Source organism: Gelidibacter sediminis (assembly GCF_004364975.1).
Classification (GTDB): Bacteria; Bacteroidota; Bacteroidia; order Flavobacteriales; family Flavobacteriaceae; genus Gelidibacter; species Gelidibacter sediminis.
Window position 1 is genome coordinate 807,200 of the sequence record NZ_SOBW01000007.1, and the last position, 16,974, is coordinate 824,173.

The following is a 16,974-nucleotide window of genomic DNA, read 5'->3' on the forward strand; positions in this document are numbered from 1 at the left end:
TAAAATTAAAGATGGCAAACGATCAAAATTTAGGAGACGATCTTAACGACATGTTAGACGATGCAAAAGACAACTCGAGAGAATTCTCGAATGAAGCTCGAAAAAGCGCTAATGAATTCTCTTCAGGTGCAAAAGAAGCGTTTAACAATACCACAGGTGAAAACAAAAAAATTCTGGCTGGGATTCTTGCCATCATTGTAGGTTCATTAGGGGTGCACAAATTTATTTTAGGCTACAATAAGGAAGGTGGTATTTTACTCGGAATCACATTAATTGGAATGGTGCTGTCTTGTGTAGGAATAGGTGTATTTGTGGTTTGGGCTACAGGATTAATAGGCCTCATTGAAGGGATTATCTACCTTACCAAATCTGACAAGGAATTTTATGACACTTACCAAGTGGGTAAAAAACCTTGGTTTTAACAAGTTAGAATCATTCTATTGCGGAATACTAAGATTGCTGTTATAAAAGTTGTCTTTAAACGCACTATTTTCTTTAAAAATAATAATTGAGATCAAGCAGCAAACATTGTTTTTTGGTTACAAACTACTATGCACGTTAATTAAGCCTCAGGAGCATCCCCATTCTCCGCAAACTTACGCTCCATCTCCGCTTGAAATTCTTCCATCACAGGCTTGACGGTACTTTCTGGTAAGTCGGCTATTCTGATGTACATCAAGCCATCCACCGCATTGTTGAACAACGGATCGACATTAAACGCCACCACTTTCGCATTTTGTTTGATGTACTTTTTAATCAGCACTGGCAAACGCAAGGTTCCTGGCTCTAGCTCATCAATTATTTTATCAAACTTTACCAAATCGGCTTCAGTTTCATCAAACACAAAATCCTTATCGGCATCCTTTAATTTTACCTTGAATTCTTTTTTAGGACGCACATATTGCGCTACATAAGGATCATAGTAATTGGATTTCATAAACTCAATCATCAATGATTTTGAAAAGTTGGTAAACTTATCACTAATGGTAACCCCACCAATCAAATATTTATGCTCTGGATATCTCAAGGTGGTATGCACGATGCCTTTCCATAAGAGAAATAATGGCATTGGTTTCAGTTGGTAATCTTTAATGATGAAGGCGCGTCCCATTTCAATGGATTCGCTCATCATTTTATACAATTCTGGCTCAAAACGGAAGAGGTCCTGAAGGTAAAAGCCGTCAATGCCATACGTGGCAAAAATTCTAGATCCCAAGCCCATCCGGTAGGCTCCCGCCACCATATTGGTATTATTATCCCATAAAAACATGTGGTGGTAATAATTATCAAACGGATCTAAATCAATAGCTTCATTAGTCCCTTCACCAACTTCCCTAAAGGTTATTTCACGTAAACGACCAATTTCCCGAAGGATATTAGGAATGCTCTTTGAATCCGTAAAAAACACTTCGTAGTTTTTACTTTCTAAGAGTCGGCCATCGTTTTCACGAAGATAATTGACTTCTTTAATCATACTGTCCACACTTACTGGAGTGACAATATTTTTAATGGCTTTGGGCACTTTTAAGGTGGCCGAGATATTGCTCAAAAACTTACCCTTTTCATCAAAACTATTGGCAAGCATATAAGTCTTCCGTCTTAAAAACTCAGAAAAGTCTTTGAGTGTCGGATGTTCCTTTTGATCTGCTACGGTAATCGGCCTACCAATACGCACTTTTATAACGCGACGCTTTTGGGTTAATAATTCTGAAGGTAATTTTGCCGTTCTAAACGTATCGTTAATTTTGGAAAGCTTATAAAAAAGTTTGCTGTTCTTCGCGTGAAAATACACTGGCACAACAGGGACTTCAGCCTTTTGAACAAGCTTCATAGCTGCTTCCTCCCAAGGACGGTCTATTACTAATTTCCCATCTTTATAGGTAGATACTTCACCGGCTGGAAATATACCCAACGGATGACCACCACGCAAATGGGCAATGGCATTCTTAAACCCCGCAATACTAGATTGGACTTCCTTCCGATCTTCAAACGGATTAACCGGCATAATGTAAGGCTTCATAGGCTCAATCCGATGCAACAGAAAGTTGGCCATGATCTTAAAATCGGCACGATGCTCCAACATTAACTTGAGTAATAGAATGCCGTCTATACCGCCGAGCGGATGATTGGATACGGTGATAAAAGCGCCGTCTTTTGGCAAACGTTTCAGATCTTCTTCCGGAATCTCAAATCGGATTTGAAAATCGCCTAAAATTGCATCTAAAAACTCAATGTCTTTTAGGTGTTTATTTCGGTTGTAAATCTTGTTAAGTGTAGATATTTTTAAGACTTTCATGAGAAGCCAGCCACTAAATGTTCCAAAAACGCCGTACTTATCAAGATTGATGGCTTTCGCGACTTCTTTGGCACTTACTAATCCGATATCCTGCTGTTTAGTCATGGCTACAAACCTAATCAATTTTTTTTATAAATTTTTTTTATGAAAGCTCTCAGGGCCTAATTTAAGTCACCCGTTTAATCAATTAATTATTGGGAAACCATTTGCACCGTACCTTGAGTCAACTGTTTCAACAATATGGTCTTCCCCTCCTCCAATTGTGTAATAGCATCTTGATTGTAATGGCGAATAGTATATAAGGATACATTTTCATGACATGTCACCTTAAATTTAGCCTTTAAATGTTGTAATAAGTTGGGTAGATTATTATACACATTATCCACACAAACCGAAAAACTGATAGCTGAATTTTGGATGACATCAACCTTCATTTTGTATAAGGCTAGTAACTTAAAGATCTCACTAATATTTTCTTCAACAATATAGGAAAAGTCTAAGGATGACAGCGAAATAAGCACTTGATTTTTCTTAACGATAAAACACGGAATCAGAGGCTCTATTCCGGACCCTTTACCGACCATAGTCCCTGCGTGTTCAGGGTTTTTAAAGGATTTTACATACAGCGGAATTTCCTTTTGCTGCAAAGGCTGCAAGGTTTTGGGATGAATAACGGAAGCACCATAAAATGCCAATTCAATAGCCTCACGATAGGAAATTCTATTGAGCAACTGCGCGTTTTCGAAATACCGCGGATCAGCATTTAATACGCCAGGTACATCTTTCCAGATGGTAACGTTCTCAGCATTTAAACAATAGGCAAAAATAGCAGCCGTATAATCACTGCCTTCTCGCCCTAAGGTGGTCATAAAGTTATTGTCATCACTACCTAAAAACCCTTGGGTAATATTTAAAACTGAAGTATTCAATTTAGCAGATACAGCAGCCTGTGTGGCTTCCCAATTGACGTTGGCACGTCTGTAATAGGTGTCGGTTTTAATCAACTCCCGTACATCCACCCAATTGTTCGTTATTCCAACTGTATTGAGATATTCGCTCACAATTAAAGTAGAGACCAACTCCCCGTAGCCAATAACCTGATCATAGACAAAATTATAATCTGGCGATTTATTTCGGTCGAAAAAGTTGCGCAACTCTTCAAAAAGCGCAGAGACTTTATGGAACACAGGGTGAGCGTCTTCCTCTCCCGTATCAAAAAGATCTAGGAGAATCGCATTATGATATTTTTTGACATCTTGTATGGAACTTTGCAATTCACCTTTAGTATTGAAGTAATTCCCAACAACAATCTCTAATGCATTCGTGGTTTTCCCCATGGCAGATATGACGATTAATGTGTTCTCATACCCTACTTTTCTCAATACTGCCTCTAAGTTTCTAACCCCTAGCGCATCCTTTACTGAGGCACCTCCAAATTTAAATACATGCATCTTATAGTGTTGCTATATAATTCTTAATTCCATCTTCCGTTAAATGCACTACATCCCAATCGCGCTTCACGTCAGCACCTTTCTTTTGATAAAACTCTATGGCGGGGGCGTTCCAATCCAACACTTCCCAACAGATGCGTTTTACGCCAAGCTGAGAACCATACCGTACAACTTCATCTAATAGTGCTGTACCCAAACCGCTACTTCGCATGTTCTGACTTACAATCAAATCTTCTAAATGCAGTACTTTCCCTTTCCAAGTGGAATATCGCGAATACACCAAGGCAATACCCTCAACTTTATCGTCTACTTCGGCCACAAAACATTTAAATGCCGGATGTGCTCCAAACCCATCAGTTTCTAAATCAGAAATTGTGATTTCCACAGCATCTGGTTCCTTTTCAAATATTGCCAGTTCAGTAATTAATGCGTGCACTTGAGGCATATCTTGTGGAATAGCCTGTCTTATTTTGAAATTCATTTGTAAATATTTCTCTTCAAATATAACGCAAACGGGTAAAATTAAAACCATTTAAATTTTCCGAAAACGTTGTAGTATGCTAAAAAATACGATATTTGCAGAAACAAATCAAAAACACTTCATGTTTCGCAAACATCAAACTCTAGGAGAATTCATTATTGAAAATCAGGCCTCTTTTAAATATTCTTCTGGTGAACTTTCTAGCCTTATAAATTCAATCAGACTGGCTGCAAAAGTAGTTAATTATGAGGTGAACAAGGCTGGATTAGTAGATATTATTGGCGCCGCTGGCGATACAAATATTCAAGGTGAAGACCAGCAAAAACTGGACGTCTATGCCAACGAAAAGTTTATTCAAACCATGACCAACCGAAATATTGTTTGCGGGATTGCGAGTGAAGAGGAGGACGACTTTATTGCCATCAACAGTCAAGACGAAAATCATCAAAATAAATATGTCGTGCTTATTGACCCATTAGATGGTTCTTCAAACATAGATGTAAACGTGTCCGTGGGAACCATTTTTTCGATCTACAGACGGGTAACCCCCATTGGTACTCCAGTAACGATTGAAGATTTTCTACAACCGGGACATCAACAAGTTGCGGCGGGCTATGTGGTGTATGGCACCTCCACAATGCTTGTGTATACTACTGGCGCCGGAGTTAATGGATTTACACTTAACCCTGCCATTGGCACCTTCTATCTATCGCATCCAAACATGAAATTTCCTGAAGATGGTCGAATTTATTCGGTTAATGAAGGCAATTACATCCATTTCCCACAAGGGGTTAAAAATTATATCAAATATTGCCAAATGGAAGAAGGAGACAGACCTTATACCTCACGCTATATAGGGTCGTTAGTTTCTGATTTTCATAGAAACATGATTAAAGGCGGAATCTATTTGTATCCCAAAAGTTCTTTAAATGCGAAAGGCAAATTACGCTTACTTTATGAATGTAATCCGATGGCGTTTCTGGCTGAACAAGCTAACGGAAAAGCTAGCGATGGGAAGCAACGTATTTTAGATATCATGCCGACTGAACTTCATGAACGCGTGCCATTTGTTTGCGGCAGCAAAAACATGGTTGAAAAATGCGAGGAGTTTATACGCAACGCCTAATTTAACCTTAAGTTCTCATCTCAAAAAATCTGACTCCTGGTAAGTGTGTATACATTTTTTGATAGGTTGCGCTTTTTTTACTATTTAGCCCATTTATATCAATTTAATTCGCCGTAATCTCGCAGGAAATAAAAACATCGACGAAATTTACATAATAAAAAACCCTGTTTCAATGCTGAAATAGTGTCAGGAGAAACAGGGTGTATATAATTGATTAATAGCAGTGTAAATATGCGACTATTTTTTCAAACTAAAATGCTAAAAACTACAACCCGTTAATAAATATGTTGAATTGCAACGCTATTCAAAAAACATCGATAAACGGTAATATGATGTTTTAATTAACTATATTTTACTTTCCTAAGTATGCGTAAAGACTCTTTGAAATTGCTATACACCTCTGAGCTATAATTTTTTAAATAAGGCTTAGCTTCTTTCAACTTATCTACTGCATCATGGAACAAATTAAGATAACAAATAAGATAGGTAGCTGGTAAATTTTTCAAGTCTCTTTGTTCGTTGGAATTTAACTGGATGCCCTTTTTGAGTTTTTCTAAAACAGCATTGTTAGCATTATAAATGTGATGCAATACCTTCTTATCAAATTGTGGGGCTTCAAATAACAATTCAGTTTCAATATGATACGTAGCATTATTGGCAAAACTGATGCGCGTTTCTTCTAATGGGTAATATTTGTAAGAATTATTAAGGCCCAAACTTACGTATTCTACAATATTGAAGGCATCTTCATCATACCGAATCGTGACCTCATCGAGGGTAGAAAAAAACAATCTGACTTGTTCATTGATCAGCTCAATATCTACTCTGCTGTAGAACGTTTCACCTTTATGTACTTTTTTCTGACCCGCCCAACACAATACAAAATATTCTTTAAACACCTTGTATTCGGGATGGTAATCCTTCCGATTTCCTAAAAAATCGAAAACGCCATCTAAAGTATGCTGAATGTTATTTTGAGAGTTATTTTCAATGGCAGCTACAATTTGCGAATTGACATCCTTTATATCTACACCATAGACTTTAGGCATACTGATACTTCCATCTCTAAAAAACACAGAGCCACCATAATATTTCCAAATATTCTTTTTAAGCGAAGTGAGTCCATCAATTGTCCTAATGGTCACTAATCCTACCACTTTGTCATCAGGCAAATGCGGAAATGGTATATTCTCATATTGGACAATGGGCGGATTTATCAAATATGCATTAATTAAATTTTGAATTTTACTGTCATCAAAAAAGTCGACGCCTACAATCCTATTATCATCATCCTCAACACCAATTACGATATAGGAATTATTTTTTGGATTCGTATTGGAGAGCGCACAAACATGCTTTAAAAATTTTGCTTTTCCTTCCTTTTCACCAATGTCAATTTGCCGCTTTTTATCATAGAAGCTGTTCTCATCATTATGAGCAAGAAGATTTTTTATGAGCAGGCGTTTGTTGATCATCAAATGTTAAAATAAGAAAATAGACGTGAATGGATGCACAAACATATAATTGCTTGCTATTTAAATTAACATATATGTTATGACTATTACACGTTGAGATAAGTTATCCGGTTAATCCTAAAATTTCCAGTAAAGAGGAAATCAACACTAAACAATCCCATCACCTAAAGCAACCCCACAACACTCTATAAGAGTTGTTTATATCTATAATTTAAAAAACAATTCGTCGACGATTTCGACATTGTCATGCATCTCGTCGTCGAATTTAATTATTGAATCGTTTTTGAATGTGGATTGTAGCAACATGTCATTTTAACATCTAATTTAACGCGAAATTTATAAAAATTGTCTAACATTTTTAACTTAAACTAAAATGAAAAAAATCCTATTATTAGCCTTATTTAGCTTCTGTTTAACCTCTTGCAGCAATGACGAAGCAACGTCTAATGACCCAACCGCTTTGAATGTCTTACAAAAAGGAACTAGCAACTCGGGCAGCACATCTACTGATTATTTAGTATCAGTTTCACAAAATTCAGATGGTTCATTATGGACCTATATTATTTCAAAAAATCCTGAAACCAAAGCCAAAGATTTAGGTCATTATATTATAAACTTAAATAATTGTGGCAATGAAAGTGCAACATTCGCAAATATTGTGTACGCAAACGTTAATGGTTATCCCGCAGACCTAACTGCAAATGAAGGTCAAGGAACTGATTGCGATCCACAGGCAATTACAAATAATTTTATAAAAATTAACGTTGAAGGTTCAGGCCCTTGGGTAATTGATATAAAATTTGAAAGAGGTTATGAAGCAGTTATTTCAACTTCTTGGATAAAAGCGGGGAATTCATGTTCTTTGGGTAGTGTGTTAGCACCTGGCTGCCCTAAAGTGCCATATTGTTCATATTCACAAGGTTTCTTTTTTGCTAATGGCGCTCTAAATAATGGGGCTACTAATTTATGGACTAACGGATTAACCATTGGCGAAACAACCTACACGCAAGCAGATGGGATGCATATTTGGAATATCGACCGTGGTTATGGTGGTAATCAGGTGCTTAACGGATTTTTCCAGTTGGGAGCTGTACGTTTAAGTGATGCAGAAGCATCAGTTCAATTACATGTAGATATCATTGAAGCTTATTTCACAGCTGTTGGAAACGTATTAGATTATGAAACCACCTCTAATGGCAAAATTTATTTTAGACTTCCTGCAGAAGCTGGTGGCATTACAGCCTCACAAGTTGCAAAAGCAGGTGGCGCAATTGGTAAATTTATCGATGAAAACCACTGCAACTAAATAATAAGGTTTTTAATAAAAAAGCTGCTCATTGGAGCAGCTTTTTATTTTACTTTCTGTCTATTTAAAGCTCCTTCTTTACTGTTGTGCTATTTGCCTGAGCCGTAGGAAACACCAATAAATCTGCAATATTGACATGGGCAGGGCGTGATACCGCAAAATATATGATTTCAGCAATATCTTCCGCTTGCAAGGCCTTATAACCTTTATAGACGGTATCTGCGGCCGCATCGCCTTTAAATCGGACCTGTGAAAATTCAGTCTCCACCAACCCTGGATTGATTGCGCCTACTTTTATTCCGAACGGATTTAGATCAATGCGCATCCCTTCCGTTAGGGCCAATACGGCATGCTTGCTGGCACAATACACATTCCCTTTTGGATACACTTCCTTTCCTGCCGAAGACCCAATATTTAAGATATGCCCGGATTCACGTGCAATCATCTGTGGGATAATAGCTTTACTAACATATAACAAACCCTTCACATTGATATCCATCATCGCATCCCAATCATCTGTATCTCCATTTTGAATCGGATCCAAGCCATGCGCATTGCCGGCATTATTGATCAGGATATCAATAGCTTTAAATTCATCAGGCAACGATGCTATAGCCTTAAAAGTGGCGTCCTTGTCACGAACATCAAAATTTAATACATGAACATTTGTAGTTTTTTCAAGGGCTTTTTTTATAGTCTCCAAACGTTCTTGACGGCGTCCACATAATACGAGATTGATACCGTGTTTCGCGAATTCATGAGCCGTAGCGCGACCAATTCCACTGGTAGCGCCTGTGATTAATGCTGTTTTTCTATTCATATGATTTTATTTCCCTGAAAACGGGATCCTTTATTTACAGTGATATTATAATTTTTTCATTCATTCTTAATCCGTCTACCTAACTACAGACCCCGTTCTAAACCGTCCACAGAAACTGCCAACTGCCAAATGAATACTGTGTACTACAAATGCGTACGTTTTCATCAAGGCATTGGACGCCCTTGGCTAGCCACCAACATTAAAAACCAATCTTCCACTTCCAAGTCAATAGCCGTTGCTTCTACAGCGCGTACAAGTCGGTCTTTGGTAGTGGTTCCCACAACAGGATGTATTTTGGACGGGTGTTTCAAAATCCAGGCGAGCAATAAGGCGTCCGCTGTGGCATTATATTTATTGCTAAGTTCACCCAACAGTTTCTTTATGCGTCGGGTTTGTTCGGTATCCTCTTTAAAGACATTGCCTAAAGGCGACCAGGCCATTGGGTTAATTTCCTTAAGCAACAGATGGTCCAATCTCCCATCAAACATCGCCGAATATTCGGTTAAGGAAAATTCTATCTGATTCACCTCTATAGGTACATTTTTTGAAATCAATGCCACTTGAGACGGCGTAAAATTTGAGACTCCAAAATTCTTAATCTTTCCTTGTTGTTTTAAAGTTTGTATGGCCTCAGAAATCTCTTCAGGATGCATCAATGGACTTGGCCGATGCAACAATAACAAATCTAAATACTCCGTTTGTAAATTTTTTAATGAAGTTTCTACTGAACAAATAATGTAATCCTTATCATAACTATAGTGGCCTATTTTATTGTTCCGACCTCCAGAAAGATGCTGAATGCCACACTTACTGATCAGCTGAACGGCTTCACGATTCAAACCACTCTGGGCAAAAGCTGTCCCAAATTCAGCTTCCGTCGTGTAACCACCATAAATATCGGCATGATCAAATGTGGTGACACCCTGTGCAACACAAAACTGCATCAAATCCGCCATAGTTGCAGTGGAAAGCTTTTTACCCCAAGCTCCCCAAGTCATCGTTCCTGCTATAATTCTCGAATACTTCACACGTTTTGTTTTAGATCTGTTCATTAAGAATATAAAAATACTTAAAACTATTAATGTATGGTGTTTTAGTTATAAAGTAGGACATTCCCAATTACTGATGAGCATCAGTAATTTTATGAGAAGAGAATGAATTAAGAAAAAATTTTATAGGTTAACTTCCGCACAGTGAATACCATATACCATAGGATTGACATCCATGTAGTCCAATTCTCTAAGACAAGCGTATATATACTTGAACCTATAAATTATGAATACTATGAATATTTTAAAAAAAGCAAGCTTATTAGCTCTAATAACCTTTTTCTCTTTTAGCTGTAGTGACGACGACTCAGCAAATGAAGCACAAGGAACATCCACTATTTCTGTAAAATTAATGGATGCTCCTGGAGATTATGATCATGTTTATATTGACATTGTTGATGTGATGGTAAAAGTTAATGATGCCAGTGAAGGTGATGAAGGCTGGCAAAGCCTAAATGCCATTAACGCTGGCGTATATGATTTATTGACTTTGACAGGTGGTGTCAATGTGCTATTAGTTGATGATTTTGAAGTTCTTTCAGGGACTTTAAACCAGGTCCGTTTAGTATTAGGTGATGATAATAGTGTGGTTATTGATGGAGAGACATTTCCTTTAAAGACACCAAGCGCCCAACAATCTGGCTTGAAAATCAAACTTAACCAAACCTTATTGCCTAACATGGCCTACACTTTCCTTTTAGACTTTGATGTTGACAAATCTATCGTGGTAGCTGGGGAATCTGGTAATATCAACCTAAAACCAGTAATTAGAGCTAGTGCTGAAGCAACAACCGGAACTATTTCTGGAAGCGTGTTACCATTGGGTGTGCAAACCCAAATTACTGCTACTAATGGTATAGATGAGATTTCGACCTACGCTGATGTAGAAGGGAACTTCTTATTGGTGGGTTTATTACCAGGCAACTATACCGTAACGCTGACACCTGACCCAACATCTGAGCTAATTCCTTCTGTATTAGAAAATATTGAAGTAACGGCAGAAAATAATACTGACTTAGGCGAGATTACGATTAATTAAGCCATATTTCATAAAAATGTATTAAAATAGCAACACCAATGGTGTTGCTCTTTAATTTTTAACCAATTATTAACAGCAATCCAATTAAAATTTTAACAATTTGCAGACCTCAAAAAAACCAGACCCTATTTCAGTATAAATAAATTTTAATATGATGGAAGACACAGTTGATATCAAAAGTATTAATGAAAAAATTGAAAGGGAAAGTGCCTTTGTGGATTTACTAACCCTTGAGATGAACAAAGTCATTGTAGGCCAAAAATATATGGTTGAACGCTTACTGATTGGACTGTTAGGGCAAGGACATATTTTATTGGAAGGGGTGCCAGGTTTGGCAAAAACTTTAGCCATCAACACTCTGTCTCAAGCCATTGAATCAACTTTTAGCAGAATTCAATTTACACCAGATTTACTACCTGCAGATGTGGTGGGTACCTTAATCTACAATATGAAGGTAAATGATTTCACCATTAAGAAAGGACCAATTTTCGCAAATTTTGTCTTAGCTGATGAGATTAACAGAGCGCCAGCTAAAGTGCAATCCGCTTTATTGGAGGCCATGCAAGAAAAACAAGTAACTATTGGTGATGAAACTTTTAAATTAGATAAGCCATTTTTGGTAATGGCTACCCAAAACCCTATTGAGCAAGAAGGAACCTATCCGCTTCCGGAAGCACAAGTGGACCGTTTTATGCTTAAGACGGTTATTGACTATCCAAAAATTGACGAGGAGCAACTCATCATGCGTTCCAATATGAAAGGTGCTTTTGAAAAAGTTAACGCCGTAGTTTCAGTAGATCAAATCTTAAGGGCACAGCAAACGGTTCGTGAAGTGTATATGGATGAGAAAATTGAAAAATACATTCTCGATATCATATTTGCCACCCGTTTTCCTGAAAAATATAAACTAGCCGATTTAAAACCGTTAATTTCGTTTGGTGCCTCGCCTCGTGGAAGTATTAATTTAGCGGTTGCCGCAAAATGTTATGCTTTTATTAAGCGTCGTGGTTATGTAATTCCTGAAGATGTCCGTGCTGTTGTTCACGATGTATTGCGCCACAGAGTGGGGATTACTTACGAAGCGGAAGCAGAAAACATCACGTCTGTTGATATCATCAACAAAATCATAAATGAAATTGAAGTACCATAAATAAGTCCCCAGAATTTCAGAATGCACTCGGCAGCAACCTGACCACTCATCTCTGAAAGATAGCGACTGAACACTGAAGACTGCCAACTGCAGACTCAATTAAAGATGGATACAAAAGAACTTTTAAAAAAAGTACGGAAAATAGAGATTAAGACGCGGCGCTTGTCTAACCATATCTTTGGTGGAGAATACCATTCCACTTTTAAAGGTAGAGGAATGACCTTTAGCGAAGTGCGTCAGTATCAATATGGTGACGATGTACGGAATATTGATTGGAACGTGACGGCACGTTACAATGAACCGCACATTAAAGTATTTGAAGAAGAGCGCGAATTGACCATGATGTTGATGGTAGACATTTCAGGTTCCGAATGGTTTGGAACAGAACAGCAATTTAAAAACGAAATTATAACTGAAATTGCGGCAACTTTGGCATTTTCAGCCACTCAAAACAACGATAAAATTGGTTTAATTCTGTTTACGGACACTATCGAATTATATATTCCGCCAAAAAAAGGCAGATTTCATGTGTTACGTATTATTAGGGAATTGATTGAGTTTAAACCAAAAAGTAAACAAACAGATATCACCCAGGCCTTGCAATTTTTATCAGGAGTGATGAAAAAGAAGGCTATTGTTTTTCTCCTATCTGATTTTATTGCTGATGATTATAAGCAAACCTTAAAAATTGCTGCCAATAAGCATGATATTACCGGGATTAGAGTGTATGACAAACGCGAAGAAAGCATCCCTAATTTAGGAATGGTTCAAATGCAAGATGAAGAAACTGGCGAATACATGTTGGTGAATACGGCCTCAAAAAAAATCCGAGCAGATTATGGCAAATACCATCACGAGCGCGTCAGCTACTTTAAGGACACCTTTTCAAAATCGGGTGCTGGCACAATTGATTGCCGGGTAGACGAGAGTTATGTCACAAAATTATTGGGCTATTTTAAACGCAGAGCGTAACGAATTACAACTTATGAATTACGATTATAGATTTACGAATGCAACTAAACCAGACCTTTTCCCTTGGTTATCGGTCGTCTTATCTATTTTCTTTTTTCTCATCTCATTGTTCTCTTTTGCTCAAGTTAAAACCTCAATTGATTCCACAAAGATTAAAATTGGTGAGCAAATTACTTATAAAATTGAGGTAGAGGCAGATACTACAGACTTAGTTGTGTTCCCTGAAGGACAAACATTTTCGCCATTGGAAATGATTGAATCGTACAAAGTAGATACCACAAAAAACAGCGACAAATACAATTTGATCAAAACATATGGTTTAACCCAATTTGATTCGGGCAGCTATACCATCCCAAGACAAAAAATCATCATTGGCACTAAAGAATACTTTTCAGATTCTTTAAAAGTTGAAGTCAATAACATACTAGTCGATTCTACCAAACAAGGTTTATATGATATCAAACCATTTATAGAAGTTCAAAAAAGTAGTAATGATTGGTGGAAAACTGCGCTGATGGTAATAGCCATCCTTGCGCTTATAGCCTTCTTAATGTATTGGTTTATTTGGCGAAAGAAACCTTTAACCGAAGAGGAAGAAATTGCGTTATTACCGCCTTATGAACGCGCAAAACTTGCTCTCAAAAAGTTAGATGAATCTGACTATTTACAACAATCAGAACTCAAAGGCTATTATTCTGAATTAACTTTTATCATCAGACGTTATCTCGATGAAAAAGTGTACGATCGTGCTCTGGAAAGTACAACTGACGAATTGGTACATCGTTTAAACTTACTTAAGGATGGCAATCAAATAGAATTGAGTAAAGAGGACATCAGAAATATCGAAACCATTCTAAAGCGCGCCGATTTAGTGAAATTCGCTAAATCTGCACCGGACGTCGAATTGGCAAAAATTGATAGAAATACTATCGATTTGGAAATTGACAATGTCAAGCAAGCCTTGCCGGAACCAACCGAAGAGGAAAAATTACTAGATCAGCAATACAAGGAAGAACAAGCCCGAAAGAAAAAACGTCGTAAAATCGTCATTACCGTTACTTTATCAGTGGTTCTACTTCTTGCCACCTTTATTGGGTTCTCCATAAAATATGGTTTTGATTATGTTAAAGATACCATCATTGGCAATGATAGTAAAGAGTTGCTAGAGGGAGATTGGGTAACAAGTGATTATGGTGTGCCACCAATCTACATCTCAACCCCTGCGGTTTTAGAGCGTGTAGAATCAAAAGTTATAGATTCCATTTCCAAACAAGCAGAAACCACCATGTTCAGTTATGGTACGTTATTGGGCTCAATTAACATAGTGGTCAGCACCTCAAAGCTAAACATTCCTGATACCACCTCTGTTGATTTGAATCTTGCTGTTAATGGCGCTTTAGAAATGTTCGAGAAAAATAATGTTAGGGATATTTTGGTTAAACGAGAACAATTTATCACTCCTAATGCTGCTGAAGGTTTAAAAGTATTTGGCTCAGCCTCTTTTCCTACTCCACTTAAAAATCAGTTCAGAAAAGGAAATTACGTATTGCTGGCATTTACAGCCAAAAACATATTGCAGCAAATTATTTTAGTCTGGGACGCAGATGATCAATACGCGGACGAGATCATGGAGCGGGTTTTAAATTCAGTTGAACTCAAAAAAGAAGAATGATGCTGGAAGGAATTGAATTTTTAAATAAAGAATTTTTTTGGTTGTTTCTTCTTCTGCCATTACTCATCTTGTGGTATGTACTGAAACACCATAAGCAAACTGCTGAGCTTAAGATGTCAACCATCAAAGGGTTTAAAATCACCCAATCTTGGTTGCCAAAAGCGAAGCACGGACTTTTTATATTGCGAATGCTGGCTTTCGCTTTAATAATTACGGCCTTGGCACGCCCAAGAACTGTAGATGTATCTACCAAAACAAAAACCACCAGAGGTATTGATATTGTCATAGCAATTGATGTTTCAGCGAGTATGCTGGCAAAAGATTTACTTCCAAACCGTTTGGAAGCGCTTAAAAAAGTGGCTTCAGATTTTATCAAGGGCAGACCAAATGACCGCATTGGTATTGTAGAATATGCGGGAGAAAGTTACACCAAAACACCGATCACCAGTGATAAATTTATCGTACTCCGTGCATTAAATGATATTAAATACAATACCATTATTGAAGGCGGTACTGCCATTGGTTCTGGGTTGGCAACATCTGTTAACCGCATCAAGGACAGTAAGGCAAAAAGTAAAGTGATTATTCTATTAACAGATGGGGTTAATAATTCAGGATTTATAGATCCTAAAATTGCCAGTGAATTAGCGGTAGAATATGACATTAAGGTGTACACCATCGGAATAGGAACTAATGGCACCGCACTGTCTCCTATAGGCATTTTACCAAATGGACAATTTCAATACGGACGCCAACAAGTGGAAATTGATGAAGCCTTATTAAAAGACATCTCTAAAGTTACTGGGGGCAAATATTTTAGAGCCGATAATAATAAAAAATTGGCCGCTATTTATGATGAAATCAACAAATTAGAGAAAACAGATGTTGAGGAATTTAAATATTACAATTACGAAGAGAAATACCGTCCGTTAGTGCTATTGGCTTTTGGACTCCTACTGATAGAGTTTTTATTACGATCAACGGTATTTAGAAGTTTCAATTAGAAATTAAAAATAGAGTCGCGAAATCTAGGCATAAAGCTAAATATCTGCGGACTGAAGACAGAACAATGCAATTAGAAGATAAAATATGGTTTTGGGGATTAATGGTCATACCGTTAGTCATTATTGTGTTTTTACTATTGCAAGTGTGGAAACACCGCGTGCAACGTAAATTTGCAAGCAAATCTTTATTGAGGAGATTAAGCCCAGATTCCTCCCTCTTCAAATCCATTTTAAAAGTCGTAGTACTTTCGCTAGCGTTTGCATCTTTAGTCATGGCGCTGGTCAATCCGAAATTAGGTACAAAGCTCGAAACGGTAAAACGTGAAGGTGTCGATATTGTATTCGCTATTGATGTATCCAAAAGTATGTTAGCTGAAGATATTGCCCCCAACCGTTTGGAAAAATCGAAACAATTGGTCACGCAAATCATTAATAATCTGGCTAGTGACCGTGTGGGGATTATTGCCTATGCCGGAAAAGCGTTCCCGCAATTGCCAATCACGACAGATTATGCAGCGGCAAAAATGTTCCTGCAGAGTATGAATACGGATATGCTGTCATCACAAGGCACCGCAATCCATGAAGCTATTGAACTTTCTAAAACTTATTTTGATGATGATCAGGATACCAATCGTGTACTGATCATTATTTCAGACGGTGAAGATCATGGCGCATTGGCAACTGAGGCCGCTCAAGAAGCTAAAGATGAAGGTATACGGATTTTTACCATAGGTGTTGGTGATATTAAAGGCGGACCGATACCTGAAAAGCGAAATGGTAGAATTGTCAACTACAAGAAAGATCGCAATGGCGAAACCGTTGTTACCCGTTTAGACGAAAGCACCCTTCAAAATATTGCCGCTGAAGCTAACGGATCGTATATCAACGGTCAAAACACAGCGGAAGTAGTGGATCATATCCGCGATATTTTAAATAAAATGGATAAAACGGAATTTGAAGCCAAGCAGTTTGCCGATTTCGAATCGCAATTTCAGTGGTTTCTAGCAGCAGCGCTATTCTTTTTATTAATTGATGTCTTACTATTGGAACGACGCACGTCTTGGTTAAAACGCCTTAATCTATTTAATGAAGACTTCTAGAAAATGTATATCCAATTGCTAAATAATGCATAC

15 protein-coding genes are annotated in these 16,974 nt (G+C 37.5%); 9 read left to right on the top strand and 6 right to left on the bottom strand.

All coding sequences use genetic code 11. From position 1 onward, the window contains the following. The first annotated feature begins 11 nt into the window (after positions 1-11). Positions 12-422: an NINE protein gene (locus tag BXY82_RS03415; protein ID WP_133756771.1), complete on the top strand. Its 411-nt coding sequence runs from the start codon at positions 12-14 to the stop codon at positions 420-422. A gap of 140 nt (positions 423-562) precedes the next feature. Here BXY82_RS03415 and BXY82_RS03420 read toward each other — a convergent pair whose 3' ends face one another. From BXY82_RS03420 to BXY82_RS03430, 3 genes are all read right to left on the bottom strand, one after another. Further along, positions 563-2,401: a GNAT family N-acyltransferase gene (locus BXY82_RS03420; RefSeq protein WP_166643246.1), complete on the bottom strand. Its 1,839-nt coding sequence runs from the start codon at positions 2,399-2,401 to the stop codon at positions 563-565. An 86-nt stretch (positions 2,402-2,487) separates the two neighbouring features. Then, positions 2,488-3,747: an aspartate kinase gene (locus tag BXY82_RS03425; RefSeq protein WP_133756772.1), complete on the bottom strand. Its 1,260-nt coding sequence runs from the start codon at positions 3,745-3,747 to the stop codon at positions 2,488-2,490. A gap of 1 nt (position 3,748) precedes the next feature. Next, entirely contained in the window at positions 3,749-4,228 is a 480-nt protein-coding gene (locus BXY82_RS03430) for a GNAT family N-acetyltransferase (RefSeq protein WP_133756773.1), read from the bottom strand. Positions 4,229-4,349: 121 nt separating this feature from the next. Here BXY82_RS03430 and fbp point away from each other — a divergent pair, with 121 nt between their 5' ends. Next, positions 4,350-5,354 carry a class 1 fructose-bisphosphatase gene (fbp, locus tag BXY82_RS03435; protein ID WP_133756774.1) on the top strand — a complete coding sequence of 335 codons (1,005 nt, stop codon included), beginning with the start codon at positions 4,350-4,352 and terminating at the stop codon, positions 5,352-5,354. Positions 5,355-5,695: 341 nt separating this feature from the next. On the opposite strand, the gene BXY82_RS03440 is transcribed toward fbp, so the two are convergent. After that, positions 5,696-6,829, bottom strand: a complete 1,134-nt coding sequence (locus BXY82_RS03440) for an ATP-binding protein (RefSeq protein ID WP_133756775.1) — start codon at positions 6,827-6,829, stop codon at positions 5,696-5,698. A gap of 373 nt (positions 6,830-7,202) precedes the next feature. On the opposite strand from BXY82_RS03440, the gene BXY82_RS03445 reads away from it, so the two are divergent. After that, positions 7,203-8,135 carry a hypothetical protein gene (locus BXY82_RS03445; RefSeq protein ID WP_133756776.1) on the top strand — a complete coding sequence of 311 codons (933 nt, stop codon included), beginning with the start codon at positions 7,203-7,205 and terminating at the stop codon, positions 8,133-8,135. A gap of 64 nt (positions 8,136-8,199) precedes the next feature. Here BXY82_RS03445 and BXY82_RS03450 read toward each other — a convergent pair whose 3' ends face one another. Then, on the bottom strand, positions 8,200-8,955 hold the full coding sequence (locus BXY82_RS03450) for an SDR family NAD(P)-dependent oxidoreductase (protein ID WP_133756777.1): 756 nt from the start codon (positions 8,953-8,955) through the stop codon (positions 8,200-8,202). Positions 8,956-9,119: 164 nt separating this feature from the next. Next, complete coding sequence (locus BXY82_RS03455; RefSeq protein WP_394345922.1) at positions 9,120-9,983, bottom strand: aldo/keto reductase; 864 nt, start codon at positions 9,981-9,983, stop codon at positions 9,120-9,122. A 256-nt stretch (positions 9,984-10,239) separates the two neighbouring features. Here BXY82_RS03455 and BXY82_RS03460 point away from each other — a divergent pair, with 256 nt between their 5' ends. The 6 genes from BXY82_RS03460 (at position 10,240) to BXY82_RS03485 (ending at position 16,941) form a co-directional block, all read left to right on the top strand. Further along, entirely contained in the window at positions 10,240-11,043 is an 804-nt protein-coding gene (locus BXY82_RS03460) for a DUF4382 domain-containing protein (protein WP_133756779.1), read from the top strand. 151 nt (positions 11,044-11,194) lie between these two features. Then, positions 11,195-12,193, top strand: coding sequence for an AAA family ATPase (locus tag BXY82_RS03465; protein WP_394345923.1), 999 nt, complete (start codon positions 11,195-11,197; stop codon positions 12,191-12,193). A 105-nt stretch (positions 12,194-12,298) separates the two neighbouring features. Continuing rightward, a complete protein-coding gene (locus tag BXY82_RS03470) occupies positions 12,299-13,165 on the top strand; it encodes a DUF58 domain-containing protein (RefSeq protein ID WP_133756780.1) in 867 nt (288 codons plus the stop codon). A 13-nt stretch (positions 13,166-13,178) separates the two neighbouring features. Beyond that, positions 13,179-14,837, top strand: coding sequence for a BatD family protein (locus BXY82_RS03475; protein ID WP_133757408.1), 1,659 nt, complete (start codon positions 13,179-13,181; stop codon positions 14,835-14,837). Further along, positions 14,837-15,841, top strand: coding sequence for a vWA domain-containing protein (locus tag BXY82_RS03480; RefSeq protein WP_133757409.1), 1,005 nt, complete (start codon positions 14,837-14,839; stop codon positions 15,839-15,841). The genes BXY82_RS03475 and BXY82_RS03480 overlap by 1 nt, the downstream gene beginning before the upstream one ends. A gap of 65 nt (positions 15,842-15,906) precedes the next feature. After that, positions 15,907-16,941 (top strand): vWA domain-containing protein, encoded by a 1,035-nt coding sequence (locus BXY82_RS03485; RefSeq protein ID WP_133756781.1) that lies wholly within the window; start codon positions 15,907-15,909, stop codon positions 16,939-16,941. Positions 16,942-16,974: the final 33 nt, after the last annotated feature.

What these genes read in the sequence shown, in the direction of transcription:
- BXY82_RS03415 (WP_133756771.1), top strand. Translation starts at nt 12, where the DNA reads ATGGCAAACGATCAAAATTTAGGAGACGATCTTAACGACATGTTAGAC.
- BXY82_RS03420 (WP_166643246.1), bottom strand. Translation starts at nt 2,401, where the DNA reads ATGACTAAACAGCAGGATATCGGATTAGTAAGTGCCAAAGAAGTCGCG.
- BXY82_RS03425 (WP_133756772.1), bottom strand. Translation starts at nt 3,747, where the DNA reads ATGCATGTATTTAAATTTGGAGGTGCCTCAGTAAAGGATGCGCTAGGG.
- BXY82_RS03430 (WP_133756773.1), bottom strand. Translation starts at nt 4,228, where the DNA reads ATGAATTTCAAAATAAGACAGGCTATTCCACAAGATATGCCTCAAGTG.
- fbp (WP_133756774.1), top strand. Translation starts at nt 4,350, where the DNA reads ATGTTTCGCAAACATCAAACTCTAGGAGAATTCATTATTGAAAATCAG.
- BXY82_RS03440 (WP_133756775.1), bottom strand. Translation starts at nt 6,829, where the DNA reads ATGATCAACAAACGCCTGCTCATAAAAAATCTTCTTGCTCATAATGAT.
- BXY82_RS03445 (WP_133756776.1), top strand. Translation starts at nt 7,203, where the DNA reads ATGAAAAAAATCCTATTATTAGCCTTATTTAGCTTCTGTTTAACCTCT.
- BXY82_RS03450 (WP_133756777.1), bottom strand. Translation starts at nt 8,955, where the DNA reads ATGAATAGAAAAACAGCATTAATCACAGGCGCTACCAGTGGAATTGGT.
- BXY82_RS03460 (WP_133756779.1), top strand. Translation starts at nt 10,240, where the DNA reads ATGAATATTTTAAAAAAAGCAAGCTTATTAGCTCTAATAACCTTTTTC.
- BXY82_RS03465 (WP_394345923.1), top strand. Translation starts at nt 11,195, where the DNA reads ATGATGGAAGACACAGTTGATATCAAAAGTATTAATGAAAAAATTGAA.
- BXY82_RS03470 (WP_133756780.1), top strand. Translation starts at nt 12,299, where the DNA reads ATGGATACAAAAGAACTTTTAAAAAAAGTACGGAAAATAGAGATTAAG.
- BXY82_RS03475 (WP_133757408.1), top strand. Translation starts at nt 13,179, where the DNA reads ATGAATTACGATTATAGATTTACGAATGCAACTAAACCAGACCTTTTC.
- BXY82_RS03480 (WP_133757409.1), top strand. Translation starts at nt 14,837, where the DNA reads ATGCTGGAAGGAATTGAATTTTTAAATAAAGAATTTTTTTGGTTGTTT.
- BXY82_RS03485 (WP_133756781.1), top strand. Translation starts at nt 15,907, where the DNA reads ATGCAATTAGAAGATAAAATATGGTTTTGGGGATTAATGGTCATACCG.